The organism is Leptospira barantonii, assembly GCF_002811925.1.
Classification (GTDB): domain Bacteria; phylum Spirochaetota; class Leptospiria; order Leptospirales; family Leptospiraceae; genus Leptospira; species Leptospira barantonii.
In genome coordinates this window covers 294387-320527 of the sequence record NZ_NPDS01000007.1, presented here as the reverse complement: position 1 = coordinate 320527, position 26141 = coordinate 294387, and the positions used below count along the sequence as shown (strand labels likewise).

Here is a 26141-nt window from a genome sequence, read left to right as displayed (position 1 = left end):
CCCAAGTCCGAGACCGGTTCCTTCTCCCTGATCCTTTGTGGTAAAAAAGGGATCCCAAATCCGATCTTGAATTCTAATCCCGGTAAAACCGTATTCCGTGTGGAATTGCCGATCGATCCGGAAAAAATCGCGTCTACAAATACTCAAGACTAGATCATGCCTCGAACATCCAAAATCCAACAAAGACCGCATAACGTAAAAAAGAAGGAAGACAACTCCGAAATCTCCTTCTTTAAAAACGTCTACACACTCGTTAAAAAAGTTCCGAGAGGAAAGGTTACTTCGTACGGAAGAATCGCCGCGCTTCTCGGAAAACCCAGAGCCGCGCGCGCGGTAGGTTACGCGTTAAACGCTCTTTCCAAAGATCAGGAACAAAAAGTTCCTTGGCAAAGAGTGATCAACAGTCAGGGGAAAATTTCCTTCCGCGGAGATACCGGCCGATCCATTCTTCAAAAAAAAATACTCGAAGACGAAGGAATCAAATTCAATTCGGCGGAAACGATAGACTTGAAAATATTCGGATGGCCCGATACGATATCGGATAAGGTTCCCCGCAAAAAAAGAAGATAAGAATTCTTATCTCCGATCGAATCAATCTCCTTTGGTAAAACGTTATGACTGAAAAAATAAAACCGGTTACTCTTACAATCGCAGGCTCAGACTCGGGCGGGGGCGCGGGAATTCAAGCCGACTTAAAAACATTTACCGCTTTAGGTACTTTCGGAACCTCTGCGATCACTTGTTTGACTTCCCAAAATCCATCCGGCGTTACCGGAATCTTAGAAGTCGACGCCGAATTTTTAGAAAAACAAATTTTAGCCGTTCTCGATTATTTTCCGGTTCAAGCGATCAAAACGGGAATGTTGTTTTCTACGGCGATCATCGAAAAGACGAGTTCGCTTTTATCCGCTCGAAAAAAATCGGAAAAAACATTTTCACTCGTGATCGATCCCGTTATGGTTGCGACAAGCGGAGCAAAACTTTTACAAGACTCGGCGATCGAAGCGTTGTTGTTTAAGCTGATTCCGATCGCGGATTTGATCACTCCCAATTTGGACGAAGCGGAAATTCTTTCCGGAAAAAAAATCGGAAAGGCTGATGAAATGCCCGATCTCGCAAAAGAAATATTCGAAAAATTTAAAGTTCCCGTTTTATTAAAAGGCGGTCATTTGCAGAACGAAAAGATCGCGCTCGACATTCTTTACGACGGAAAGGCTTTGTATAAATTCGAAAAACCGTTCGTAAGCGGATTCTATCCACACGGAACGGGTTGTACGTATTCCTCGGCGATTACTTCTTATCTGGCTCTGGGAGAATCACTTCCAAAAGCCGTATTACACGCAAAAGAATATCTTCACGCGGCGATCGAACAAGCCTACACGGCCGGAAAAGACAAAACCTTAAATCATACTCCGAAATTTTGAACGGGAGAATTTCCCGTTTTCATTTCTTGTCGCTTAACAATTCTTCGTTTACGAGACGTTCTAAAATCGTAAGGGGTAAGGAGCCGCTATCCAAAACGACCGAGTGAAATTTCCGAATATCGAATTTGTCTTTTTGTTTTTCCCGAACCTTTTCTCTCATTTCGAGAATCTTCAACATACCGAGTTTATAAGAACAAGCCTGTCCCGGATAAACGATATATCTTTCAATTTCCGAGGTGACATCCTTCGGCGCCATTCCGGTATTCTGCATCATATAAGAAATCGCTTGTTCCCTGCTCCACCGTTTGTAATGCAAACCCGTATCGACCACAAGACGAACTGCGCGAAAAAGCTCCGCTTGAAGTCTTCCCAGATCCGAGTAAGGATCTTGAAAGAATGCGTAATCCTTCGCCAAACGTTCCGAATATAAGGCCCAGCCTTCTACGTACGCCGTAAACGTGATCGTATTTCTAAATCGAGGCAAACCCTTGAGTTCCTGCATGATCGCGATCTGGAGATGATGACCCGGAATCGCTTCGTGATACGTTAGTGTAAACATACCGAATTTCGGAATCTCCTTCGTGTCGCGAAGATTGGCGTAAAAAATTCCCGGTCTTGAACCGTCTAACGCGGGTTCGTCGTAATACGCACCCGGTGCCGTCTTTTCCTTAAAGACCGGAATTCTCTCCACTTCCACCTTACTTTCCGGCATTCTTAAAAAAAGAGGTTTTGTTTTGTCTTCCGAGTCCTTTAGAATTCTTTTATATTCTTCGAGGGCTTGAAGTTTTCCTTCTTCCGTATCCGGAAATAAAAAGCGAGGATCTTTTCGAAGTTCGGCCATCGCGAGCGGAATCGGTTGATTCTTCCCTACACTTTTCAGAATGTTTTTCATCTCGTTTTGAATCCGTGCAACCTCGGACAAACCGATCTTATGAATTTCTTCCGCGGACAATTCGGTCGTCGTATGTTTTTTCAATTCCTGAGAATAATACAAATCACCGTCCGGTAGTTTCCAAACACCAGCTTTTGAATCCGAATGTTTTTTTTGTTCCAAAAAGAGATTTAGCAATTTTGAATATGCAGGAAAGATCCCGGACTCGATCGATTGTTCGACTCGGGCCAGATAACGATTTTTGGAATCCGAAGAAATCGAATCCAACTTTCCGATCTTCCTTTCGAAAGCGGCGTACAAAATATTTTGTTTGGCCGGAACTTCGACAAATCCCTTTACCTCTGAGATCAATCGATCCAAAATAAAGTCGGGAGGAAGAATTCCATTCTTATCCCTATATAAAATTCCTTCAATAAGCTGATCGATTTTTTTGGGAACGGCCTCGAGTCTTGTGACGTAATCTTCAACGTCTTGTGATGAAGAAATCGGGTGTTGAGTCGCTAAAAAAGTGGGGAGTTGACTTTGCACTCCGAACAACTGATTGGCCGGATAATCGTGGAATAAAAATCGTTCTCCGGAAACCTTCAAACGATAAGACCATTCTAAAATTTCAAAAGATAAAAGATCCTGTCCGGACAATCCTTCCTTTCCATAAGACAAAAGAGTTTTTAGATTCTCTTTCGTTTTTCCCAAATCCCGTTTTTGTTTTTCTATGGAAATGTCGGTCAGCTTTTTTTGATAACCCGTAAATCCGAATCGATTGAGTATTCCGAGCGAAGTAAGATATTCCGGATCGTCCAAAACGGATTCCCAGAACATCTTTTCATAAAATAAACCGAGAGTGAGAGGTTTAAAAAAGATCGTGTGTAACAAAAGGGAGAAAGTTAAGGAGAACAGGACCAAGATCCCCAAAAGAATCTTTTTAAAAAGGGAAGAGTTCGACATAGTGGGACAAAATATGAAAGGATCGAGAAGATGAAAATTCTAATTTTGAAAAAGAGGAATCGGAATCGAAAATTTAAGAAGGGATCTGAATCGAGATTACGGTCAAATCGTCCTGAAAGTTATTTCCATCCGTAAAAACGCGCAGATCGTCCAAAATTAAATCCACGATTTCGCGGGCGTTCTTTAAGACGTTTTGCTTCAATAGATCGTGAAGCCGGTCCTCGCCGTAAAATTCTTTCCTGCTATTGAGTTCCTCGAATAAACCGTCCGAAAACAAAAAGATACGATCGCCCCGTAAAAGTTTTAAGATCTTATCCTTGTAAATGGACGCGGGAGAAAGCCCGATCATTCTCTCCGTTTTTTGAAGAGTATGAAACTCGGAATCGTGAAGCAGAACCTGTTCCGGATGACCCGCGGAAGAATACCGCAAAACCCCTTTGTTCAGATCCAGATCGACGAGTATACAAGTATAAAAAAGATTCAAGGATTTGAATTTGGAAATGAAATCTGTATTCAAAATTTCTAATATTTCTCCGGGACGTTTTTCGCTTTGTTTTACGAATTCGTAGGCGACCTTGATCGCCATCGTAATCAAAGCTCCTTGAACCCCGTGCCCCGTCGCGTCCGCCAAAAACAATCGATACGTTCCGAAACCGGTTCGAGTTATATCGAAAAAATCGCCGCCGACTTCGTCCTTGGGAATGTATTCGGCTCGAATTTCCAACTCGGAATATTCTTCGTAACCCGATGGGAGCATACTCTTCTGAATTCTTTTGGCGGTGGATAAATCCTTTTTAATGATATGAAAGGATTTGTTCAATTGAGCCATCAGCTCTTCGATCGTCTTTCTTTCCTCCGAAAGTTTTCGTTTGTCCTTTCTAGATTCTCTCAAAAGTTTTTGAACGGTCGCCGTTTGCGTTTTTAAAAATCCCGAAGTTACGCTCATCCAATAAAAATAAAGAAGAACGGAGAATACAAAAACTATAAAAAATATGACTAGGGTTTTATCGGAAAGGCGAATCGGTGAAGTTCCCGCGATTCCGGTAAAGTAAAAGACGAATAACGCGAACGCATAGATCAAGGCTCCGAAGATGAAATATCTTCTTTCCATAACTCCGAAGGAAGCGAGATAACCCGCGTAAAGAGTCGTAATCATAACGACTAAAAAATCGGGAACCTGAACGGTTAACCAAGCGTTGCAAAGTAACATCGGAACATACCAGAAATAAAAGGAAAACTTCATCCATTTTTGAAGATTCCATTTTCCCCTCGCCAACTGATAGTTGAGAGGAATCGCAGTAGAGATATTGAGAACGACAAGGAGTGAAAGTTCGAGATAGGAGACTTTCTCCAGACCTTCCGTGCCGAAAAATTTTAGGATCGAAAACAGAATCGATACGAACGCGCCGCCGAGAATCCAGTTGAGCGTAACCGGAAGCCGAAAGGTTCTTTTTAGATTTGAGAAATTCATAAATTTCTAAACTAAGGGAACGATGACTAAAGAAATAAAGGAAATCAACAAGGTCCAAATGCTCGCAGAGGAAAGGGAGAACCAAAGAGAATTCTGCCATTGAATCAACGGAGTTGCAACGAACAAAATCATCCCCAAATAAGAAAGATACGGAGAACGGTTATAAAGATGTTTCTGCCATTCGATAAAACCTTCTTTAAAGTCCTTCACATCCCCGTGAAATTTCAGATCCAGGATCAATTCTCCGATCCAACCCGAAATCGAAAAGATCAAGGTCCATAAGAAGAATAAGATCGGAACCGATACCGGAAATTTACCGAGCCAAAGAAAGATATACGCGACGGAAAACAATAAACCGAAAACGGGAAGAGACGGATAAAGAATCTTGGTTCTGAGAAATTTGCTTTCGGATAAGAAACGAAAAAAGGGAATCGAACCCCGAGATTGAAACGATCCGCAGAATACGCACTGAACGGACTCCGCTAAGATATGCGTGCCGCAGTTCCTGCAGAATCGTTTCTCTGTCTCCATCTTCGACGATAAACTATCAGCTTTGGCTAATCAGCTGATTGATCAGTTGACGGAGAAAATCCACATCCGGCGTTCCGCTCTTTGGAAGAGGTTTGTTATTGATGAACAAAGTCGGAGTGGAATTGATCTTGAGCTTATCCGCTTCGTCCACTTCACGACTAATCTGATCGCGGATCTTCGGTGAACTCATACAAGAACGGAATTGATCCATCTTCAGACCGTTCTTCTCCGCAAGACGACTTACTGTCACCGCAGTGTGCATAACACCCGCTTCGTTGTCGTCGTAAAGTCCGGTATAAACCGGATAGAATTTATTCTGTTGATTCGCACAAAGCGCGGCGCTCGCCGCTACACAAGAACTCGCTTCGGGAGATTTTCTTCCCACGAGGCGATTGCAATTTCCATCCAAAGGAAAATTCTTATAAGCGACCTTGATGATCCCGTCGTATTCGCTTAAGAAAGATTTCAAAATCTTACTCGTATGCATACAATGACCACAGTTGAAGTCCGCGTATTTTACGATCGTGATCGGAGCGTTCGGATCGCCTACAACGGGAACGTCTTTTAGATCGATTTGAACCGTTGGAGTCGTCGCAAATTCCTTCAATTGTTCAGGAATGGATTTTTCTCCGTTCGCCGCGCCGGAAACAAGTCTTGCGCCGCCCGTTGAAATTCTTCCACCATAAAGTCCTAATACGAAAAAGGAAAGAACCACGATCAGAAGATTCAATACTTGTCCGTTTAGAGAACTTTGAACCGCCTTGATCGATTTATCGGAAAGGGATTTAAAATCGATAAAATTTACCGCGATCAACGCGATCGTTACAACGTAAGTCGCCGCGCAAAGACCGCATAACGCCTTGATGACTCCCACGGAAATGAAGAACAATCCGAGGTCCGCGGCCAAGCCGAGAACTAAAACATAAAAAGCTAATCTAAGATTCTTCTCCGCAGTTTCCTTTTTGATTTCGGATTGAACAAAAAGAAAACCGATAAAACCGTAAAAAACGAAACCGAACAATGCGATCGGAAGATCGCCCAAACCGGGAACGTTTCGAATCGCGGAATACGCGCTCTCCGAAACCTTATCACAGGAACCGGATTCGCTCAGAGCGTTGCAAAGAGATTCACCGATCGAACTCGGATCGCCGTAATATTTTTGAATGAGTAAGAAAGAAAGAATCAGCCCCAAAGCGGAAAGAACGATCGATATTTTATTTTTAGACAATTGGTTCATGAATATCCCCGATCCTGTGAGATCGATTTACCTTTATGTATGGTTCCTTTTCAAATGAAAAGAAAAATCTAATTCTATTTTCGGTTTCCTCAGATGGAAGAGATCGCTTCCGCTAGATCCAGTTTCCCTTCGTACAACGCCTTGCCCGTAATCACACCGTAGAGCGGGATTTTGGTTTTGAGAGAGGAAAGATCCATCAGATCCTTTAAGGAGGAGATCCCGCCGGAAGCGATGACTTGAAACGGATAAAAATTTAGAATTTCTTCGTAAGCGTTCAGGTTCGGACCTGCGAGTGTACCGTCCTGAGCGATGTCCGTAAAAACTACGTGAGAGATTCCCGCCTTTGCAAGACGTTCCATCAGATCCCGATAATGAACGCCGGAATCCTTTTCCCATCCCGCGATCTTTACGATCCCGTCTCTCGCGTCTACGGCAACGACCACTCTTTCTTTTCCGTATTGATCCAACGCGAATTTCAGAAGATCCGGATCGGTTACCGCGGCCGTCCCGAGAATGAATCGATCGATTCCGATCTTATCATAATAAGCCAACTTTTCCTTGTCGCGAATTCCTCCGCCTAACTGCACTTTGAGGGAAGTCGTTTCTCTGATCTTAAGAATGGAATGTTCGTTGACTCCGAGCTGATTTCTCGCTCCGTTCAGATCGACAAGATGAAGCAGGTTCGCTCCATTCTTCGCAAAACCTTCCGCAAGTTTCCAGGGTTCGGAAGAATAGATTTTCTTTTCTTCGTAGTTTCCCTTAAACAAACGAACTGCACAATTATCCAATAAATCTATAGCTGGAATGATGATCATACGGAATGAATGAAATTCTCCAAAAGTTTTAGTCCATGTGTATGCGATTTTTCGGGATGGAACTGAGTCCCGAAAATATTATTTTTTTCCACGACTGCGGGAAATCTTTCCTGATAGTAATCGCAAAGTCCGGTGATCGCGTTTCCTTCCGCATCGGTCGGTCTGAAAGAATGGATAAAGTAAAAGAAGGATTGATCCGGAATTCCTTTTAACAAAATGCTTTTATCCTTTTTGCGGATTTGAAGGCGATTCCATCCGATATGAGGAACCTTAAAATCCTTTCCGTGGAATTTTTTGATTTTTCCTTTGATATAGCCTAGACCTTCGATCTGTTCTTTTTTCGTGCCTTGAGCGATCTCTTCGGACGATTCGAAAAGAATTTGAAAGCCGATACAAATTCCGAAAAGAGGTTTTCCGGACTTTACGAATTTATCGATCGTTTCCCGAAGACCGGTGGAATTCAAATTCTCCATCGCCTTATCGAAATGACCGTCGCCCGGCAATATTAGAGCTTTTGAATTTTCGATTTTCGTTTTATCGTTCGTAAAAACGAAATCCTTCGTATAAAGTGATACCGCCTTGATACAGGAATGAATGTTTCCCATTCCGTAATCGAGAATGGCTATCACTCCAAAACTCCTTTTGTCGAAGGAATCGCTCCTGCCGCCGCGGAATCTTGAGCAATCGCCATTCTTAATGCTTTGCCCAAGGCTTTGAAAATCGATTCATGAATATGATGTCTGTTGTCTCCGTAGTGAACGACCACGTGAAGATTCATCTTTGCGTTCAACGCAAGCTTCTGTAAAAATTCCAAAGAAAGTTCGGCGTCGTAAATTCCGAACTTACCGGTAAGTTCAGGGCCGGTGTATTTGAAAAAATATCTTCCACCGAGATCGACAGCAACCGTAGTCAAGACCTCGTCCATCGTAAGAGTAAAATGTCCGTATCTAAAAATTCCGGCCTTATCTCCGAGCTGTTTGTGGATTGTGTTTCCCATCAAGATGGCCGTGTCTTCCACCGAGTGATGACAATCGATTTCGATATCTCCTCTTAACCACAGATTCAAATCGATCAATCCGTGTTTGGAGATATGTGAAAGCATGTGCTCGAAAAAAGGAATCTCGGTATCGAATTGATACTTGCCGGTTCCGCGGAGATTCATCTCCAACTTGATCTCTGTTTCGGAGGTTTTTCTTTCTGCTTTCATTCTAACTGGATCATAGAATCCGATCGACCTCCGTGTCAATGAATTCCAAAATAATGGATGACGGAAAACCCGAACCTAACGAGATTGTAAGAGCAGTTTCTCACTGCATTCCACCTCGCCGAAGTGGCGGAATTGGTAGACGCACTGGCTTCAGGTGCCAGCGATCGCAAGGTCGTGGGGGTTCGAGTCCCTTCTTCGGCAGAATAATCATCACAACAAAACACGGACTCGAAGCGAGAACTTGAAAGCGTTTTGAGCTTTCGCAAAAAGCGAAAAACGCGACCGAAGCACAGGAAGTGCTGAGGCAAGTTCGAGACGTCGTGGAGCTTAAATCGCTACGATGGCGATTTGCGTAACGACGAGTCCCTTCTTCGGCAAAATTAAACATTAAAAACTTAACATGGACTCTAAGCCTTTGAGCGAACGCGTCTTGAGCTTATGTTGCAACCCATAGGGAGCAACATACTGAGTTTTACTAAGCGAACTTCGATTTTAGTTCAGCGAATTCTCAAAAATCTAAACGGAACAATTCATTTTTGATGGAATACTTTTCTTGAATTTATCCAATCAAATCTATAAATGGAGTCAAATCGTCTAAACGGCGGAGATTGGAATTGATTTCAAAAAAAACAATCAAACCGAAGAAAGTTATCAATAGCGAATCCGGGAAAGATCCGTCTCTTCTCAATCCTAGAAAAGAACCTTCTCAAAAAAGATCGATCGATCGGGTTCAGAAGATATTAGACGTAGTCGCCGTACTTCTAGAAAAAAACGGAGCCGAAGCGATCACCACCAATATGATCGCGTTGGAAGCGGAAATTCCGATCGGATCCTTATACCAATACTTTCCGAACAAACATGCGGTCTTAAACGCCGTCGGACAAAGACATTTGGAAAGAGTGAACCTGATGCTCTCCGCAATTTTTCAGTCGGACTTATCCGGAAAAACCTGGGAGGATTTGATCGACTCCGTGATCGATTCTTTCGCGAACTTTTATCTTACCGAACCCGGCTTCGCTCCGCTTTGGTCTTCTATGAAACAGGATCCCGAACTGATCGAAATCGATCGTGAGAATAATTTGAAAATCTCTCAAAATGTTTCGATGATTCTTTCTCAATTTAACGTGGATCCGGTCGAAAATAAAATTATCTCAAGAATTATCGTGGAAGTAACGGATGCGATTCTTAACCGTTGGATTCGCGAGCAAAAAGATAAGGAATTCTCCGATCGAATGATCATCGAGTTGAAGATCATTCTTAAATCCTATCTGATTCGATATTTTCCCGGAGGACAAGAAGCGCTTTGATTCGGATTCTTCTTTTTGAATTTCCCCTAACCACCTTTTTCGTTTTTTTGATGATTGCGACTTTCTTTCTCGCAAACATCTTTCTTCCCGAACATGTGATTCGTCATTATTTTCTAAATCATCCCGGAAAGTTCGATCCGGTTTCCTGGATCGGTGCGGTATTCTATCACGGAAGTCTAATACACTTATTCGGAAATATGTTTTATCTTTTTTTTCTGGGTAGAGCGGTAGAATACAAAGCGGGAAAAGGAAGATGGCTTTTATTCTTTTTTATGGCCGCGTTGATTTCGACTTTGTTGGACTCGTTTATACGAGGAGTAATTCTTCACGATTCGACTCCGGTGGTCGGCGCGTCGGGAGCGATCTCCGGAATCGCGGCCGTTGCGGCTTTGCTTTCTCCATTCTCCCTTCGTTTTAATCAGAAGAACATTCCATTCCCCGTTTTCCTCGTGGCTTGGATCATGGTTTATTCCGATATCACGAACGTCTTCACCGAAGACGGGGTCGCACGTTGGGCGCATTTGGGAGGATTTATCTCCGTAATATTCGCGGCTTATTTTTTGAAACCGACGGAACGCAAACAACTTCACTCCGGTTTTATTCTCAACTTGATCTTTATCGTTTTGACTTTGATCCTCGCGTTCTTTTATACGAATCGTTGATCCTTCCGAAGATAAAAATGATTGTCAGCCCGTAAAAAGTATAAGCCCCTGTAGGAAACTCGGAGAACGAATCATCCTTGAGCAAACACGGCTTTTTTCAAATTACTCAAAAACTTTTCTTGAGAAAAGGGGACGAACTTCTAATTCTCAGAGACCGTAAATCCGGTTTAGGCGATCTTCCCGGCGGAAGAATGAACGAGGACGAATTCTTCGAAGACTGGAAACTCAGCATGGAACGGGAAATCGAGGAAGAATTGGGCCCGAACGTTCAAGTCAAAATTTCTCCGAAACCGTTGTTCGTTCACAAACACAGAGTGAACGAAGGAAATTTTCCCTGTATCATCATCGCATATCACGCCGATTTTATCGGAGGTGAGATCGTTCTTTCCGACGAACACGATTACATCGCCTGGGAAAACGTTCATTCCTATCGCCCGAGTCCTTTGTTTACGGAATACATGCTCGACGCGATCAATCTGTATCTTAAGGAATATGCCTCTTTAGTGCATTAGAAAAAAAGAATATGACTCCATTCTGGAAAAACGCAATCGCATCCCTAATTTTGATTCCGATATTTTTCGGGATCGCTTATATCTTTTCGGGAAAGGGAATTTCCTCCGAACAATACAACGCGCTTTCCCAAAAAGAATATCAGATTCTCAGCAACGGGTTTGATCGAAACGCGGGAAACGTTCTGGTGATTCAACCCGAATGGAAACTCGAAGACTTTTCTTCGGAAGAAAGATTCTTAAAGTCCCTGGAAACCCCGCTCAAACAAGCAAAACAAAAAGGTCTTTTAAAAAAGAATACCTTGGTGGTGTTCCCCGTTCATACGGGAAGTTTTTTGTATTTTTTAAATTCCCGGAAGGAAATTTTTAAACAGAATACGATCGAAGAAGCCTTTCAATTTATTAAATTAGAAATTCTTTATAGAGGTGTAATCGATTCGATCACCGGTAAAAAAACGGACTTATACGCGGATACCGCTTCGACGTATTTAAGAATTTTTTCCAATTTATCCAGAACATACGGCGTTTATATTCTACCGGGTTCGATTTTGATCCAAAACCCCGTGGTCGATTCCGAAAATTCGGATCGATTCTCTTGGAGAGAAGTCGTTTATATCTTCGATCCGAGTAAACCGATTTCTCCGAAGGATTTTGTTCTGGATCGAACCCCGACTTCAATTTGGAAAAAGAATTTGATCGCGCTGAAATCACCGAACTCGGAAACAAACGCGTCTAACGCGATCGAGGAAAAAACATTGGCAACTTTCCAATTTCCGTTTGCGCGGTTCGGAATTTTTTATCTCGAAGAATTCAAAAACGCCGAGTTTCAGGAAAAGGTAAAGAAAACTTTCGTATCAAGATTGATCGCGATCGGGGAAGATTCTTCCGAAACTCAACTGAAGGAATGGGCGACAAAGTCCAATATCGAATCCACGATTCGTACGGTTCCTTCCGGATCTTTATTGGATCAAAATTACGGAGGAGGAAGTTTTATCAAAACCAGATACGGCGCTCCAACTCCGGGTGTGAACAGTAGAGAACCGTTGATCTTAAACTTATTCTTATAAAAGCGCGAACGAACTCCCGCTTATTTACTACGAACTTCTTCGTAAAGTTTCCAGACGCTCCAATCTTCCGGTTGAAAGTCCAGTTTGCTAAGAAGCAAATGACCCGGCTCGGTCTCACAAACGATTCGGTCGTCACCGGATAAAAATGCGCGCTCGCAAAGAATCGGAAGATTCTGACTTTTTTTAGCCGGTCCCCAAAGATGAACCTTGCCCGAGTAACCGGATAGGAATTCATTCTTCTTGGAAAGTTTCCAAGGTGTGATTTCTTTCCGACTCACGGTAAAAAGTTTCGTGATCGCAGGTTTGCCTTTGGAGGAGAAGTTGATTCTTCTGAGATGCAGTTTGCCGATTTCACCGCCGACGTAATATGCGCTTTCTCCGTTTCCATAATATAGAATCGGACTCAGAATATCCTTATCGATTTTTTCCACGGTCTTTTGAGACGGATGAAACCAATAAAGATTATATGCGCCCGCGTTTCCGGAAAAGATCAAAAAGGAATTTCCGGAAGGATACATAAGAAAACGGGTTTTTAAATTAGGAAACGGTGATACGATTTTTTCCTTATTCAAAACCAAAACCGGTTTTCTAGGTTCTACGGTTTTTTCCTCGTAGAGATTATCATCCACGAAGTAATAAATTTTCGAACCGTCCGGAAGAATCGATCCGCGGCTTTTGCAGGAAACTTGCGCGCCCGCTTCATACGAAAGGCTGGAATCTTTTAAGGAAATCGCAACGTAACGACAACCCCCCGAAGCCTGCATTGTATATTCCACAAGTGCGTAATTCGCATTTTGAGAAAGCGAAAGGTTGGAAGGAACCTGATCCAAACTTCTGGAATTATTTTCACCCGCCGCAAGATCCTGAAAGAAAATCTTTTGATCTTCGGTCCATACGAGTTTTAAACGATCGTTTGAAAATTCTATGATACGGGGAGAATCGGGAGCTTCGGTCGAAAGAACATCGTCCCTGTCCTTCGGAGATTGAAGTTTTTCCTTCAGCTTTTCCGAAGCCTTTTCGTATTTTTCCTGTTCTACGAGTTCCTGAATCTCTTCGATAAAAGTTTCGTGACTGCTTTTGCAAAGATTGAAAAAGGAAATCGCAAACAAAACCAGGATCGTATTCTTTTTAATAAAGGAGGATAACGCGATTTTATTTTTCAAAATGGATTCAAGTTTCATAATATAATTAAGATTTCTTCCAGACCTATTCTTCTCGGACGCCCGTAAATTCCAATTCCTTTTGAAAGAGTTCCGAGGCTCTTCTTCCGGTGGTTTTCGTATCGAGGAAAGAGATTCCCCCGTTTAAGATCGCGCCTATGTACGGAAGCCATGCGAATTTCGCAGATGAATTTCCGCCGTTCTTTCGGAACAATTTCCATCCGAGATGAAAACCGATCGAACGAAGAATTTCCAACGAAGCCGGTCTAACTAATACGCGGCTTCCGGTGTCCCTTACGATCGAACGGATCAAAGCGTGATTCTTATCCGGAAAAATGCAATAACTCATGATTTCCGGTGATACCTGGGATTCTTTTCCGTAGAGTGCGGCGATATCCTTAACCAGATGACCTTGGATTCTATAGAATAAAATCATTTCGGGTAACAACGTAAGATAACCGAAATGTCTTTTCGGAATCGAAAGCCCTAGGCTGATCGCACCGGCGCGGATCGACGCCTTTTGAACGCATTCTTCAATCAGATCGGAAGGATCGCCCACGGTTTTGCCGAACGGACTCCGGTAACCCCGAAGATCGGTCAGTAAGGATAAGAATTTTTCAGAAAAAGCTTCTGCGACGGAAATATGGTTTTCCATAGAGTGCGTTGATTTACAAAGGAAAGGTCGAGTTCATTCAATGATAGATAGACTTGAAAAAATACAAGAAAAATACCTTCGAATCAGCGAAGAGTTAAATCTGGCGAAGGATCCTTCTTCACTGAAGAATCTCTACAAGGAAAGATCCAGACTTACCCCTCTTTATCTCAAAGTGGAAGAATATCTTAGAATCCACAAAGACAGAAAAGACGCCGAAGAATTGATTCAGTCCGAAAAGGACGAAGAAATGCATTCCATGCTTAAGGAAGAGATCCGCCAAGCCGGTGAAAAACTGGATTCTTTGGAAAAGGAACTTGAAATTCTTCTTTTACCTCCCGATCCGAACTCGGGAAAAAATATTCTTATGGAAATCAGAGCCGGAACCGGCGGTGAAGAAGCCGGTCTTTTCGTAGCCGATCTTTACAGAATGTATTCCCGATTTGCGGACAAACAAAAGATCAAAAGCGAGATCATCGATTCATCGCCGACCGGAATCGGCGGTTTGAAAGAAATTATTTTCGCTCTGGAAGACGATCGCGCTTACGATTTTTTCAAATTCGAAGGCGGAACACATCGGGTTCAAAGAATTCCGAGCACCGAATCCGGAGGAAGAATTCATACGAGCGCGGTGACCGTAGCCGTACTTCCCGAAGCGGACGAGGAAGAAATTGAAATCAACGAAAACGATCTTAGAATCGACGTTTATCGTTCTTCTGGCGCGGGCGGTCAGCACGTAAACACGACCGACTCGGCGGTTCGGATCACACACATTCCGACCGGGGTTGTAGTCGCTTGTCAGGATGAAAAATCCCAGCATAAAAACAAAGCAAAGGCTCTGCGAATTTTGAGCGCGAGAATTCTCGAGAAACAAGCGGAAGACAAAAAACAAGCTTCGGACGCGATCAAGAAACAAATGGTCGGAAGCGGAGATCGTTCCGAACGTGTGAGAACTTATAACTTCCCGCAAGGAAGATGTACGGATCATAGGATCGGATTTACGAGCCACAACCTTTCAGCTATCATGGAAGGGGACTTGGAAGAATTGATCGGAGCCTTAACCGAAGAGGATCGAGTTCGGAAAATTTCCGAAACCCAGGCTCATTAAAATTTCAATCGAATTTACGGGTTGAAAAATCCGAGATCGATCAGCGACTGGAATCAATAGAGATGTTAAAAGAAGTCAGCGAACCCCATCGAACTCTTTGCGGAGAAAGAATTCCTTTCGAGAACATTCACGCGGTTTCCGTAAGCCTTCCGCAATTGGCGGACGTGATCGGTTACGAAGAAAAAAGAACCGAGACTCTTTCCCGATTGAAATCGGGTTATCCTAGATTCGTAGCGCATTCTTACATCGCGAGAATTTTGGATTATAACCGAGAAGTTAAAAAAATAAACACGCCTCAGTTCGTCGTTTCATCCAGAAAGGCCGCGGATACGATCGTACAAAAATTCTCCATCGAGAAATATGAAACCATAGAAGACGAAGGAATCATAACCTTGGTCATCCCCGAGCTTAAAGAATTGGAAAAGGAAATTCTTTCCTTTATACAACATACGGGATGTCTCGCCTCTTCGAGAATGGCGGAGGATTTTCTTTTAAAGAAAGGAATCCTTCAGGAAATATTCCGCGAGAAAGTCGAAAAAGAAAATCCGGTCGGGAAAATTCTTTCCCAACTTTCTTCCTTTTACGGAAATCTAAATCCGGAAATTCTACTTTCCGTTTCCGGCATGAACGGAGTTTATTCCGCGTTCGAAGCCTTCGATGGCGTTCGGAAAAAAGAAGGAAAAAAAATCTGGATTCGACTTGGTTGGCTCTACGTAGACAATATTAGAATATTAGAAAAATATACTGCAGATTCTTACGTGATCCACAACGCTACGGATCTCGAGGAACTGGAGAATTTTCTAAAACAAAACTCGGATTCCGTTGCGGGGATCATCACCGAATGTCCCACGAATCCGCTTCTATTGGTTCCCGATTACGAAAAATTAAAATCCATTATCGATCGATACGAAGTTCCTTTGATCGCCGATATCTCGGTCGCCGGTTCTGCGGTGATCAACATTCTTCCTTACGTGGACGTGGTCGTGGAAAGTTTGACCAAGTTCGCGTGTGGAAACGGGGACCTCATGATGGGCGCGATCGTGTTCAACAAAACATCGCGTTGGTTCCGAGAAATTTTTCCGATCTGCAAAGAATGGATCGAAGAACCGTATCTTCGAGATTGTGAAAGACTTGCGTACGAAATCAAAGACTACGAAAAAAGAGTTCTCAAGATCAGCGAGAACGTAAAAAAATTAGCCGCGTTCTTTTCGGAACAACCGGGAATTCGAAACGTATTTTGGACGGGATCGGCCGATTCTTCCAAGAACTTCGAGAAGATCACGAGAATTCCAGGAATTCAATCCGGGGTTTTATCAATCGAACTTTCCATTCCTTTGGAAAAGTTTTACGATCGACTCGCCCTACTCAAAGGACCGAGCTTCGGAACCGAATTCACGCTCAACATGCTTTATGTTTATTTGGCGCACTACGAATTGGTGACACAAGAAGAAGGAAGAAAGTTCTTAAAGGAGAATGGATTGGACCCGAATCTGATCCGAATCTCGGTAGGAACCGAAAATCCGGATCTTTTGATTCAGGAATACAAGAAGGCCTTGGAAGTTTAAGCGCGCGCTCCTGCGGGAACTCCAGATGCGGAAATCGAATTTCCTTTCAGATGAAAAATTCCTTTGTAGAAAGCGAACAAGATTCCATATTTAGAAATTCCTAATACATAAAGAACTCCCAAACTCAAAGCGCCTCCGAAGATCCAACCCAAAGCGTGAATCAACAAACTGCAAACGATCGCAAGACCGAGCGCGCCTATAAAAACCGAACCGAGAAAGAATAGAATTCTTTGAACCGGACTTCCTTTTCCTTCCTTGGTTTCTTGACCGAGAGAATTATCTTGAATTTCAAGACCTTCTTCCAACCAGCTTGACATGATGGAAATCATGATCGGAATCATAACGATTCCCATGACATACAACGTGATCGCAACGTCCGAAGTTAACCAAGAAAGCGCGGTGTTCCAAGTCCAGTTCGTGAGATATTCTTCCCTAGTTGCGGAAAAAAATCTTTTGTATCCTTCTCCGTCCCAACCGTGAACGAGGATGAAAAACATTCCGAAGTAACCGAGCATCGCTTGCAAAAATCCTAAGAAAGCTTTGGACTTTTCGAGTAATTTCCAAACTACCCAATACGCGAGAATCCCCTGGGAAACATTCGTAAAACCGAATAGAGTTACGAGCCATCCCGGCATCGACTTATCCAAGGCCTGCATCGTTTCCCAGTTCGTGAACTGCCAAACAAGATACAAACCCGAAGGACCGAAAACCAAAGATAGGAACAACACGTTGATTAGAAAATACGTGGTTTTCCAAAAGGGAGTTTTTTCCGTCGGATTTTTCGCCTTAGCGTCTTTCAAAGATGCCGCGTTCGTAGAATCCGAAGAAGATTGAATTTTTTTGATCTGACGAGAAGCCGCCATTGCAAACCCTGCGCCCAATCCGTAGGCCCAGAAAACATCCACTTGTACCATTTTTCAATTCTCCTAATTTCTCAAATCTAATAATAGAATGACATATCATTCAGTTTTTTCAAGTAAAAAATGTAGGAACTACTACCTCTTTCCGGGAAAACTTTGATTAAGAACCGGCTCGCATCCCGTCCAGCATCAAGTCTGGGACGGCTTTCATCCAACGAGCGGCATATTCTTGGTTGGATTTGTGGGAAATCGACTGGCGAATCCCCTCGAACATCATGGAATTGATCGCTTTGGAAGCGACATCCGTGTCCAAATTCTTTCTTAAAAAACCCTTTTTAACCCCGTTGACGAGATACAACTCGGTGACCCGAGCCGAAAGATCGTGAATCTTGCGGATTTTTACGGTGACGGATTCGTCGATTCCCTGAGTTTCAAAAAAGAAGACCTGACCGATCCGAGTATCCTTTCCGAAAAGTTCAAAAAGGCCGACGCCGATGTCTCCGATTTGCGATCTATATTCTTCCAAAGAATTGGATTTGTCGGGACTTTGACGCGATATAACTTCCGCAAGACCGCTTTGCACCTGATCCAAAAGCGCGTGTAGGATATCCAACTTATTCTTAAAATAACGATAACAGGTTCCATGTCCTATGTCCAATTTTCCGGCGATGTCCGCGATTCCCGCGGCGTGATAACCTTTCACCGAAAAAATGTCTAGAGCCGCGTCTAAGATTTCCTCTCGACGCGCTTGGATCTTTTCTTCCTTTTTCATCTTCGGGGAGAATGTTTTGAATCGGAGTTTTTTTGTAAACCGGAAGATTCTTAGATCAGATCCACGGATAGAGGAATCAAAATCTTGAACTGAGTTCCTTTTTTAGAATCGGAGGAAAATTCTATCTTCCCCTTGAGTTGTCTTACGAGAATATTCACGAGTTTTAAACCGAGCGAGTTGGAATCGTCCAAATCAAAACCGAAAGGCATTCCGATTCCGTTATCTCCGATCTGCAATTCCAGATTTTCATCCAGTTTGGAAAGGGAGATTTTTAACTCGGGTTTTGCGATCGCGAATTCTCCCTCGGGAAAAGCGTATTTTAAAGAATTGGAAACTAGTTCGTTGATGATCAGTCCGATCGGAATCGCACGATTGATCGTTATGTCCAAGGACTCCAACGCGGTTGTCAACGTAACCGAATGAGATTTACCGTACACTTGAAAGAGTTGGTTCAAAAGTTTTTCGATATAAATAGAATACTGAATCTTACCCAAATTTTCGGATTGATAGAGTTCTTCGTGAATCATCGACATCGTTCTCAATCGATTCTGACTTTCCATAAAAACGGAAAGGCTTTGTTTATCCTGAACGTAATCGGATTGCATCGATAAAAGAGAGGAAATCACCTGAAGATTGTTTTTTACTCTGTGATGAATTTCCTTCAACATTACTTCCTTCTCTTCCAAAGAAAGCTGTAGTTTTCTTTCGACGGATTTGATATCCGTAAAATCAAGCAACGTTACGATGACGCTGGAAAGAGAGGATTCGAATCCGGGCGGAACGGACCAACGTATCTTGATATCGAGTCGAGTGTTGTCTTGAATTCTAAAACCGACTTCGACTTCGTAAAAATAGGATTCTTCCCTGATCTTTCTTAAAACTCTTCTGAAAACCTTAAAGTTATCCTGACTGAAAAAACGTTTCCAGTTTTTGAAAACCGCGTCCAAAGATTCCACTCTTAAAAAGTTAACGGTCTCTTGATTGACTCCGACGACTTGAATCGAATCGTAACAAAGCTGAACGAAATCGGGATGTGTTTCCACGTATTCGGAAAACGCGTCGCCTTGAAGATCGGACGGAAGACTATCCAACACTTGTTTCAGTTTGGAATAATCCGCTTCTATGATCGCAACGGGAAGATGTTCGAACAAACCCATATAACGGGTCTGACTTTTTTCCAAAGCGGCTCTTGCTTCGTTTTTTTCCTGAATTTCCTCGCGGAGAATTTCGTTGGAACGAAGAAGCTCGTGTGTTCTTTCCTTTACCTTTTCTTCCAAACTCTGATGTGAAATTCTAAGTTGATTCTCCGCTTCCTTTCTTTCGTTCACCATACTTGCAACGAGCAAACTCGTGATCGATAAAACCGCGATAAAAAATTGAAGAAGAATATAGGACGCGTTCATCGATTCCGCGTAAAACTGAGGAGAACCGGAAACCGTTCCCAAAATCGCGATGATCGAAGAAAGGACCACCGCTAAACTACTCGCTCTTTCGCCCAATCGAAACGCGGACCAAAGAATCAAGGGAATGAGAATATAACCCAAGGGATAACTGAAGGAAACGATCGGAGTCACCAGATCGAAGGACGCAAGCGAAAAGAATACGATCAAAAGAAGTAGTACGGTGGATTCCAAAAATTCTTTCCACTGCGGAGTTTTATAAGCTCCTCGAAACCAAAAAAGAATGAAAGGCGCTCCGATATAAATTCCGAGCGCGTCTCCCGCCCACCAAGTCAACCAACTCTGTCTTACGGAGAAAAGCTCGATTTCACCGAGAAGATACATTCCAGCTACGGAACCCGTGGAACTGATCAAACAAACGATCGCTTCCAAAGAAATGAATAAAAATACGAATTGGGTTTTGTCCGAAATTTTACAGCCGGGAATTTTATAAGAAAGAACGACCTTTCCTATGTAAGATTGAAACGCAGAAAAGAACGCGATCAAAAAACTAAGATATAAGTTTTTTCCGGTATCGATCCAAATCCCGGATAAAAGATCCGTTCCTGAATTGGCGAGAAAGGAAGCGATAAAAACTCCGACGATGGAGTAATTTCCGAAGAGTAAGGTAAGCCCGAGCGCCGCACCCGATGCGGGCCATATCGCCGAAGCATAACCGGGATAAATCGCGGTATTCCTTCCGATTTGCGCGAGGATATAATAAATAAAACCGGAAATAAAAATGATTCCCGATATCCTTATTATTTCTTTGAAACGAAGAGACAAAATCATCAATCCCAATTAAGTTTGCTCTAAAATGAGAATTGAAGAGCTCCTATTCTCTGGCCAGCCTTTTATGATTTTTGACGAAGGATTCCATCCTTTCGGAAAAATTATCTTTCACAATTCGATAGAAATTATCGAAGCTCGTAATCCCGATGAATTACTGCATTCTCTTAATAAAATAAACGATTATCTTAAACAAGGTTATTACTTAGCGGGTTTCATTTCGTATGAGGCAGGATATTTTTTTTCCGATATGAATTGGAAAAAAACTGAAACAGTTTTACCACTTTTACATTTTGAAGTTTATTCCAAGCCGGAAAAACTTTCGGAAATTCAAACCGAACCTTTACAAAATTACGGCTTTTATATTTCTTCGATGCCGAATCGTGAAAGTTACTTTCGAAGTTTGAATACGATCCGTGAAAAACTTTATCAAGGCGAGATCTATCAGATCAATCACACTGATAAAATCTCTTTCGATTTCGAAGGGGATATATTATCATTTTATAAAATACTATCCTTAAGACAACCGGTTTCCTACGGCTCTTGGATTCGTCTTCATGATTCCGACATACTTTCCTTTTCACCGGAACTCTTCTTTGAAAAGAAAGGAAAAACATTAATCACCAAACCGATGAAAGGAACTTATCCGAGAGGCAAGTCCGAACAAGAAGACGAAGAGAACGCGCGCATCCTCATCAATTCGGAAAAGGAAAAAGCGGAGAATCTGATGATAACGGATCTAATGCGGAACGATCTCGGAACGATCAGTAAAGAAGGAAGCGTTCATGTCGACGCGTTATTCTCCGTTGAAAAATACAAGACGATCTTTCAGATGACGAGCACGATTCGATCGGAACTGGAAGATTCCGTGGACTGGAAGGATATATTCGGAAAACTTTTTCCGGGCGGATCGATCACCGGAGCGCCGAAACTCAGAGCCATACAATTGATTCAACAGTTGGAAAATCCGAGAGGAATTTATACCGGCGCGATCGGAGTCATCCAGCCGAATCAAGACGCTGTGTTCTCCATCGCGATCCGAACTTTAGAAATCGCGAATGGAAAAGGAACTATAGGAATCGGTTCGGGAATCACCTGGGATTCCGATCCGGAAAAAGAATGGCTCGAAATTTTGGAAAAGGCCAAATTTTTCACCGAGGCTCCGCGAAACGTTTCCGTTTTTGAAACCATACTTTATAAAAATAAAATATTCTATTTTTTGAAAGAACACAAAGAAAGAATCGAATCGTCCGCGAGAACGCTCGGATTTCCTTTTTCAACGGAAGAATGGAATTCTTCCTTGAAAAAGGCCGCCGCAAGTTGTTCCGATATTTCCAAATCGTATCGGGTTAAGATCAGCTTGGATTCTTTTGGCAAACCGAGTTTTGAAACCCAGGAACTCGCGCGCTTTCAAAAAGAAGGTTCTTTGGAAATTTCCAACGTAGAGATTGATTCTTCCTCCGAATTTAGAAAACACAAAACGAATCTGAGAAAAGTCTACGATCGGGAAGGAAAACGTTCGAGAGAACAAGGCAATCTGGAAGTTCTATTCTTAAATGAAAAAAAAGAAATCGCGGAAGGAAGTATCAGCAACGTTTTCGTAAAGATAGGAAATTCTTATTTTACTCCGCCGCTTTCCTCCGGAATTCTTCCCGGTGTTTTTCGAAATCGTCTTTTAAAACGAAAAGGTTTTTCGGAAAAAATTCTTACCTTAGACGAATTGAAAAAATCGAATTCTATTTTTATCTGCAATTCTCTACGTGGAATTTTAAGGATCAAAAAAGTTCACGGTCCCGCTTCAAGATGAATCTCGGAATCTAGTTGCGGAAATCGCAGGGAGTTCTAAACTTTTAAGCATGAGAACCTTTCTCGGTATCGCCGTTCCCGACGAAGTGAAAGAACAACTAACTTCGATTTGTTTCGGTCTTCCGGACGTTCGTTGGGTTCCGAAGGAAAATTTCCACGTTACCTTGGTCTTTTTGGGAGAACAATCCGAAGAACAGTTGGATGTTTTGTCCGAGTTCTGTTCTCAGGTTTCCTTTCCCGAATTTCGATTAAGTTTAAAATCCGTGGGCACGTTCGGAAAACAAAAATCACCTTCGATTCTTTTTGCGGACGTAAATTCATCTCCGGAACTTTTACAACTTCAAAAAATTTTGGACTCGGGGATTCGCAGAATCGGTTTACAACCGGATCGACAAGACTATCATCCTCATGTTACCGTAGGTCGCTTTAAAAATTCCAACGGAACGCGGGTATTGACGTATTTGGAGGAATTCTCCGATTTTGTCTCTTCCTCGTTTCCGGTTTCGAAATTTCATATCTATTCTTCCAAAACTTTCTCGGAAGGACCGATCTATTCCATTGAAGAATCTTTTTCACTTTTACCGTCTTACAAGAATTATGAGAATCTCGGATCTTAAAACATCGGAACGTTTTGAAATGGGGAATTGGCTTTGAAAGATTTTTCCGATTTTTTTCGAAACCCGCACGTTTGGGATCGCGAGATCGTCGCGGTCGGAGGTGATCTTTCTCCCGAAAGACTTTTGTACGCGTATAAGAACGGAATCTTTCCTTGGTCCGATCATCCCATTCTTTGGTATTGCCTGGACCCGAGAGGAATTTTTGATCTCAATAAATTGCACGTTTCCAAAAGACTCAAACGTAAAATCAATCAGAAACATTATACGATCACTTTTGATCGAGCCTTCGAACAAGTTATGCGCTGTTGCGCCTATCGTCCCGGCGAAGAAACTTGGATCACCGATCTTTTTATCAAAGGTTATACGGAATTTCATAGACTGGGATACGCACATTCCCTGGAAGTTTGGGATGAAAATGGAAAACTCGGAGGTGGGGTTTACGGAATCGCGATCGGAAATTTTTTCGCAGGCGAATCCATGTTTTCATTCATTCCAGATTTCGGAAAAATAGGACTCTTTCATTTATTCGAGGCATTGAAAAAAGATCAGTTCACTCTGTTCGATACCCAGCAACTAAACATTGTTACTCTGGGACTCGGCGCGTATCAGATTCCCAAAAAAGAATATCTCAAACGTTTGGAATCCGCGGTCGCTTCCGGCAAAAAATGGAACCCTCCTCGTTTCGTTCCTTAAAAAAACGTATTTACTTTTTTACTAAGGGTGTTGCACTTCTCCAATCAATCACTCTATTCAATAGGAAACTTTACAATGACCCTTTTTAAGAAAATTCTTGTTCAACTTTTAATTGCCGCAATGGCTTTGACCGGATTCTCGGGACTCGTAGCGGAAGAACCTACTACTGACGCTCCTGCTGAACAAACTGAAAGCCCGAAAGAAACTAAGTCCGAAAAAAAAGGAAAGAAATCTAAGAAACACAAAAAGGCTAAAAAAGCAAAGAAATCTAAGAAAAAGTCTAAGAAGGAAAAAGCAGAATCCAAAAAAGAAGAAGCTCCTGCTTCCGAGTCTTCTGCTCCAGCCGGCGAAGAGCAATAATATCTTCCTTCCGTCTATCTCCATCGAGATAGACGGACTTTCTTCTCTCCTTTTTGCACCGCACCCCCTGATCTCCTTTCTAAAATTTGATTGACTCTCTCAATTTTCCTCTTAGCTTTATTCAGCCTTTACCCTACCGGAAATCATTCCGGTAAAACTCACTAAAGAGGAATTGGAAATGTATAAAAACCTCGCGGATATGTTAATACAATCCACCGAGAAATTTGGAGATCGACCTGTATTCTGGAGCAAGGGAGAAGATAAAGAGTTCCACCCTACTTCTTATAAACAGCTATACGACATGGGAATTGCCCTTGCCGAAGCTCTCATTGACATGGGATTGAAAGCAAGAGAACACGTCGGAGTGTTGGCTGACAACAGACTCGAGTGGATGATTACGGACTATGCGGTTCAGTTTTCCGGTGCGGCTAACGTGCCTCGTGGAACGGACGTAACAGAATCCGAATTAGAATACATCCTTCATCACTCGGAAGCAAAGATCGTTTTCATCGAAAACGATAAGATGCTGGAAAAGTACAATAAGGTTAAATCGAAACTTCCGAAAGTCGAAACGATCATCGTTATGGACAAGGCTTCCACTGCAAAGGGAAAGAATATCCATAAGATTCACGATCTGATCGAGGAAGGGAAAGCTCTTAGAGCGAAAGGAAGTAAAAAAGCTGAAAAAAGAATCGAGGACATCAAACCCGAAGATCTTTTTACGCTGATTTATACTTCCGGAACTACGGGAATGCCGAAGGGCGTTATGCTCATGCATTCCAATATGATTCACCAGATGATTCACGTCGTTCCGATGCTTTTAACGGACATCAAACCGACCGATAGTATGCTTTCCATATTACCGATTTGGCATATATTCGAACGAGTAAACGAATATGGCGCCATCTCGAGCGGAATTCAAACCTACTATACGAAAGTGTCCGATCTCAAAAACGATTTGGCGAAAGCAAAACCTTCGTTTATGGCTTCCGCTCCCCGCGTTTGGGAAAGCGTTTACACCGGAATTTACAACAAAGTAAACGATCCGAAACAAACACCTCCGCTTCGCAGAGGATTGTTCAAACTCGCTTACTTCTTCTCGAAACATTACAACGCTTCTAGAAGATTTTTAAACGGTTTGGAAGTGGATTACGAGAAAAGAAACATTCTCCAGTCCCTTGCAATCGGAACAAAATCTCTGATCGTTCTTTTGTTAACGGGTCCTTTTACCGTCAGTGCGATGGCGATTCTCGCTTATTTAGCGCTACCTTCTTATGGAGTTCATCTGCCGAACGGTCTTCTTTTTACGATCGCCGGTTTGGGATTGATCTTCAACGCGAAGACGTTAGACACCATTGTTCTTTCCAAAATCCGCGCGGCGACGGGCGGAAGATTGAAAGGATCGATGTCGGGCGGAGGCGCGCTTCAATCTCATGTGGATAACTTCTTCAACGATATCGGAATGTTGGTTTTGGAAGGTTACGGAATGACCGAAACCGCACCCGTGATTTCGGTAAGACCTTTCGTAAAACCGATCATCGGTTCCGTGGGATTTTTAGTTCCTAAATCCGAACTGATGATCAAAGACGATAACGGTCACGTACTGACTCACATCAATGATAAGTACGAGGTCCTCGCAGGTAAACTGGGACAAAAAGGTGTCGTCTTCGTAAAAGGTCCTCAAGTAATGAAAGGGTATTACAAGAACCCGGAAGTTACCAAAAAGACCATCGTAGACGGTTGGATGAACACCGGAGATATCGGGTTTATCAATTATAAGAAAACTCTTACCTTAACCGGAAGAGCGAAAGACACCGTTGTCTTGTTAGGTGGAGAAAACGTCGAGCCAGTTCCTATCGAGAATAAAATGGACGAATCCCCGTTCATCAAACAATCCATGGTGATCGGTCAGGATCAAAAAGTCCTCGGCGCGATCATCGTTCCCGATGTGGATCAGTTGGCGAATTGGTGTAAGGAGAATGGAATCGATTCTTCTAAAGTGGAAGAATTGATTAAGAATCCGAAAGTAATAGACTTCTATAAAAAAGAAGTTCGTAGCTACAACAGCACGAAAACCGGATTCAAATCCTTCGAGCAGGTTCAACATGTGATTCTTACCAAAAAACCTTTCGAAGTTGGCGACGAGTTGACCAACCTTCTCAAGATGAAACGTCACGTGATCACCGAAAAATACAGTAAGGAAATTAAGAAAGTCTACGATAAAGACTGAGCTTAAAATTCTATCGTATTGAA

At 42.6% G+C, this 26141-nt stretch carries 24 protein-coding genes, 1 tRNA gene and 1 pseudogene; 14 read left to right on the top strand and 12 right to left on the bottom strand.

All coding sequences use genetic code 11. From position 1 onward, the window contains the following. Positions 1-156 precede the first annotated feature (156 nt). Both CH367_RS16545 and thiD read left to right on the top strand, forming a co-directional pair. Positions 157-570 (top strand): MGMT family protein, encoded by a 414-nt coding sequence (locus CH367_RS16545; RefSeq protein WP_100763585.1) that lies wholly within the window; start codon positions 157-159, stop codon positions 568-570. A 44-nt stretch (positions 571-614) separates the two neighbouring features. Continuing rightward, a complete protein-coding gene (gene thiD, locus CH367_RS16540; RefSeq protein WP_100763584.1) occupies positions 615-1424 on the top strand; it encodes a bifunctional hydroxymethylpyrimidine kinase/phosphomethylpyrimidine kinase in 810 nt (269 codons plus the stop codon). 19 nt (positions 1425-1443) lie between these two features. Here thiD and CH367_RS16535 read toward each other — a convergent pair whose 3' ends face one another. From CH367_RS16535 to hisB, 7 genes are all read right to left on the bottom strand, one after another. Beyond that, positions 1444-3261, bottom strand: coding sequence for a DUF885 domain-containing protein (locus CH367_RS16535; protein ID WP_100763583.1), 1818 nt, complete (start codon positions 3259-3261; stop codon positions 1444-1446). Positions 3262-3334: 73 nt separating this feature from the next. Then, on the bottom strand, positions 3335-4732 hold the full coding sequence (locus tag CH367_RS16530) for a PP2C family protein-serine/threonine phosphatase (RefSeq protein WP_100763582.1): 1398 nt from the start codon (positions 4730-4732) through the stop codon (positions 3335-3337). A gap of 6 nt (positions 4733-4738) precedes the next feature. Beyond that, positions 4739-5263: a zinc ribbon domain-containing protein gene (locus tag CH367_RS16525; RefSeq protein WP_100763581.1), complete on the bottom strand. Its 525-nt coding sequence runs from the start codon at positions 5261-5263 to the stop codon at positions 4739-4741. Between the two features lie 16 nt (positions 5264-5279). Continuing rightward, entirely contained in the window at positions 5280-6500 is a 1221-nt protein-coding gene (locus CH367_RS16520) for a vitamin K epoxide reductase/DsbA family protein (protein ID WP_100763580.1), read from the bottom strand. A gap of 89 nt (positions 6501-6589) precedes the next feature. Then, on the bottom strand, positions 6590-7315 hold the full coding sequence (gene hisA, locus CH367_RS16515) for a 1-(5-phosphoribosyl)-5-[(5-phosphoribosylamino)methylideneamino]imidazole-4-carboxamide isomerase (protein WP_100763579.1): 726 nt from the start codon (positions 7313-7315) through the stop codon (positions 6590-6592). After that, positions 7312-7944, bottom strand: coding sequence for an imidazole glycerol phosphate synthase subunit HisH (gene hisH, locus CH367_RS16510; RefSeq protein WP_100763578.1), 633 nt, complete (start codon positions 7942-7944; stop codon positions 7312-7314). Before hisH ends, hisA begins: the two co-directional genes overlap by 4 nt. Next, positions 7941-8561 carry an imidazoleglycerol-phosphate dehydratase HisB gene (gene hisB / locus CH367_RS16505; RefSeq protein ID WP_100763577.1) on the bottom strand — a complete coding sequence of 207 codons (621 nt, stop codon included), beginning with the start codon at positions 8559-8561 and terminating at the stop codon, positions 7941-7943. The genes hisH and hisB overlap by 4 nt, the downstream gene beginning before the upstream one ends. Before the next feature lie 78 nt (positions 8562-8639). On the opposite strand from hisB, the gene CH367_RS16500 reads away from it, so the two are divergent. The 5 genes and pseudogenes from CH367_RS16500 to CH367_RS16480 all read left to right on the top strand — a co-directional run bounded on the left by CH367_RS16500 (position 8640) and on the right by CH367_RS16480 (position 12067). Next, positions 8640-8723: transfer RNA gene (locus CH367_RS16500), tRNA-Leu, on the top strand. Between the two features lie 413 nt (positions 8724-9136). Continuing rightward, positions 9137-9848: pseudogene (locus CH367_RS16495) on the top strand (TetR/AcrR family transcriptional regulator). Between the two features lie 31 nt (positions 9849-9879). Then, positions 9880-10491: a rhomboid family intramembrane serine protease gene (locus tag CH367_RS16490; protein ID WP_240631105.1), complete on the top strand. Its 612-nt coding sequence runs from the start codon at positions 9880-9882 to the stop codon at positions 10489-10491. A 77-nt stretch (positions 10492-10568) separates the two neighbouring features. Next, positions 10569-11003 carry an NUDIX hydrolase gene (locus tag CH367_RS16485; protein WP_100763576.1) on the top strand — a complete coding sequence of 145 codons (435 nt, stop codon included), beginning with the start codon at positions 10569-10571 and terminating at the stop codon, positions 11001-11003. Between the two features lie 11 nt (positions 11004-11014). Next, positions 11015-12067: a hypothetical protein gene (locus CH367_RS16480; RefSeq protein ID WP_100763575.1), complete on the top strand. Its 1053-nt coding sequence runs from the start codon at positions 11015-11017 to the stop codon at positions 12065-12067. Positions 12068-12087: 20 nt separating this feature from the next. Here CH367_RS16480 and CH367_RS16475 read toward each other — a convergent pair whose 3' ends face one another. Beyond that, positions 12088-13248, bottom strand: coding sequence for a TolB-like translocation protein (locus CH367_RS16475; protein WP_100763574.1), 1161 nt, complete (start codon positions 13246-13248; stop codon positions 12088-12090). Positions 13249-13273: 25 nt separating this feature from the next. Then, the gene (locus CH367_RS16470) at positions 13274-13882 is read right to left on the bottom strand and encodes a hypothetical protein (protein WP_100763573.1); all 609 of its coding nucleotides are present in this window, start codon (positions 13880-13882) and stop codon (positions 13274-13276) included. Between the two features lie 40 nt (positions 13883-13922). On the opposite strand from CH367_RS16470, the gene prfA reads away from it, so the two are divergent. Continuing rightward, positions 13923-14987, top strand: a complete 1065-nt coding sequence (prfA, locus tag CH367_RS16465) for a peptide chain release factor 1 (RefSeq protein WP_100763572.1) — start codon at positions 13923-13925, stop codon at positions 14985-14987. Between the two features lie 62 nt (positions 14988-15049). Further along, positions 15050-16552, top strand: a complete 1503-nt coding sequence (locus tag CH367_RS16460) for an aminotransferase class I/II-fold pyridoxal phosphate-dependent enzyme (RefSeq protein WP_100763571.1) — start codon at positions 15050-15052, stop codon at positions 16550-16552. On the opposite strand, the gene CH367_RS16455 is transcribed toward CH367_RS16460, so the two are convergent. From CH367_RS16455 to CH367_RS16445, 3 genes are all read right to left on the bottom strand, one after another. After that, the gene (locus CH367_RS16455) at positions 16549-17466 is read right to left on the bottom strand and encodes a hypothetical protein (RefSeq protein WP_100763570.1); all 918 of its coding nucleotides are present in this window, start codon (positions 17464-17466) and stop codon (positions 16549-16551) included. The two genes, CH367_RS16460 and CH367_RS16455, sit on opposite strands and share 4 nt — an antisense overlap. Positions 17467-17572: 106 nt before the next feature. After that, entirely contained in the window at positions 17573-18184 is a 612-nt protein-coding gene (locus tag CH367_RS16450) for a TetR/AcrR family transcriptional regulator (protein ID WP_100763569.1), read from the bottom strand. A 50-nt stretch (positions 18185-18234) separates the two neighbouring features. Further along, positions 18235-20409 (bottom strand): MASE1 domain-containing protein, encoded by a 2175-nt coding sequence (locus CH367_RS16445; RefSeq protein ID WP_100763620.1) that lies wholly within the window; start codon positions 20407-20409, stop codon positions 18235-18237. Between the two features lie 31 nt (positions 20410-20440). On the opposite strand from CH367_RS16445, the gene pabB reads away from it, so the two are divergent. The 5 genes from pabB to CH367_RS16420 all read left to right on the top strand — a co-directional run bounded on the left by pabB (position 20441) and on the right by CH367_RS16420 (position 26118). Continuing rightward, complete coding sequence (gene pabB, locus CH367_RS16440; protein WP_100763568.1) at positions 20441-22219, top strand: aminodeoxychorismate synthase component I; 1779 nt, start codon at positions 20441-20443, stop codon at positions 22217-22219. 49 nt (positions 22220-22268) lie between these two features. Beyond that, a complete protein-coding gene (thpR, locus tag CH367_RS16435) occupies positions 22269-22835 on the top strand; it encodes an RNA 2',3'-cyclic phosphodiesterase (RefSeq protein ID WP_100763567.1) in 567 nt (188 codons plus the stop codon). 33 nt (positions 22836-22868) lie between these two features. Further along, positions 22869-23528 (top strand): leucyl/phenylalanyl-tRNA--protein transferase, encoded by a 660-nt coding sequence (aat, locus tag CH367_RS16430; RefSeq protein WP_100763619.1) that lies wholly within the window; start codon positions 22869-22871, stop codon positions 23526-23528. 75 nt (positions 23529-23603) lie between these two features. Continuing rightward, positions 23604-23888 carry a hypothetical protein gene (locus CH367_RS16425; RefSeq protein WP_100763566.1) on the top strand — a complete coding sequence of 95 codons (285 nt, stop codon included), beginning with the start codon at positions 23604-23606 and terminating at the stop codon, positions 23886-23888. 178 nt (positions 23889-24066) lie between these two features. Next, complete coding sequence (locus CH367_RS16420; RefSeq protein WP_100763565.1) at positions 24067-26118, top strand: AMP-dependent synthetase/ligase; 2052 nt, start codon at positions 24067-24069, stop codon at positions 26116-26118. Positions 26119-26141 lie beyond the last annotated feature (23 nt).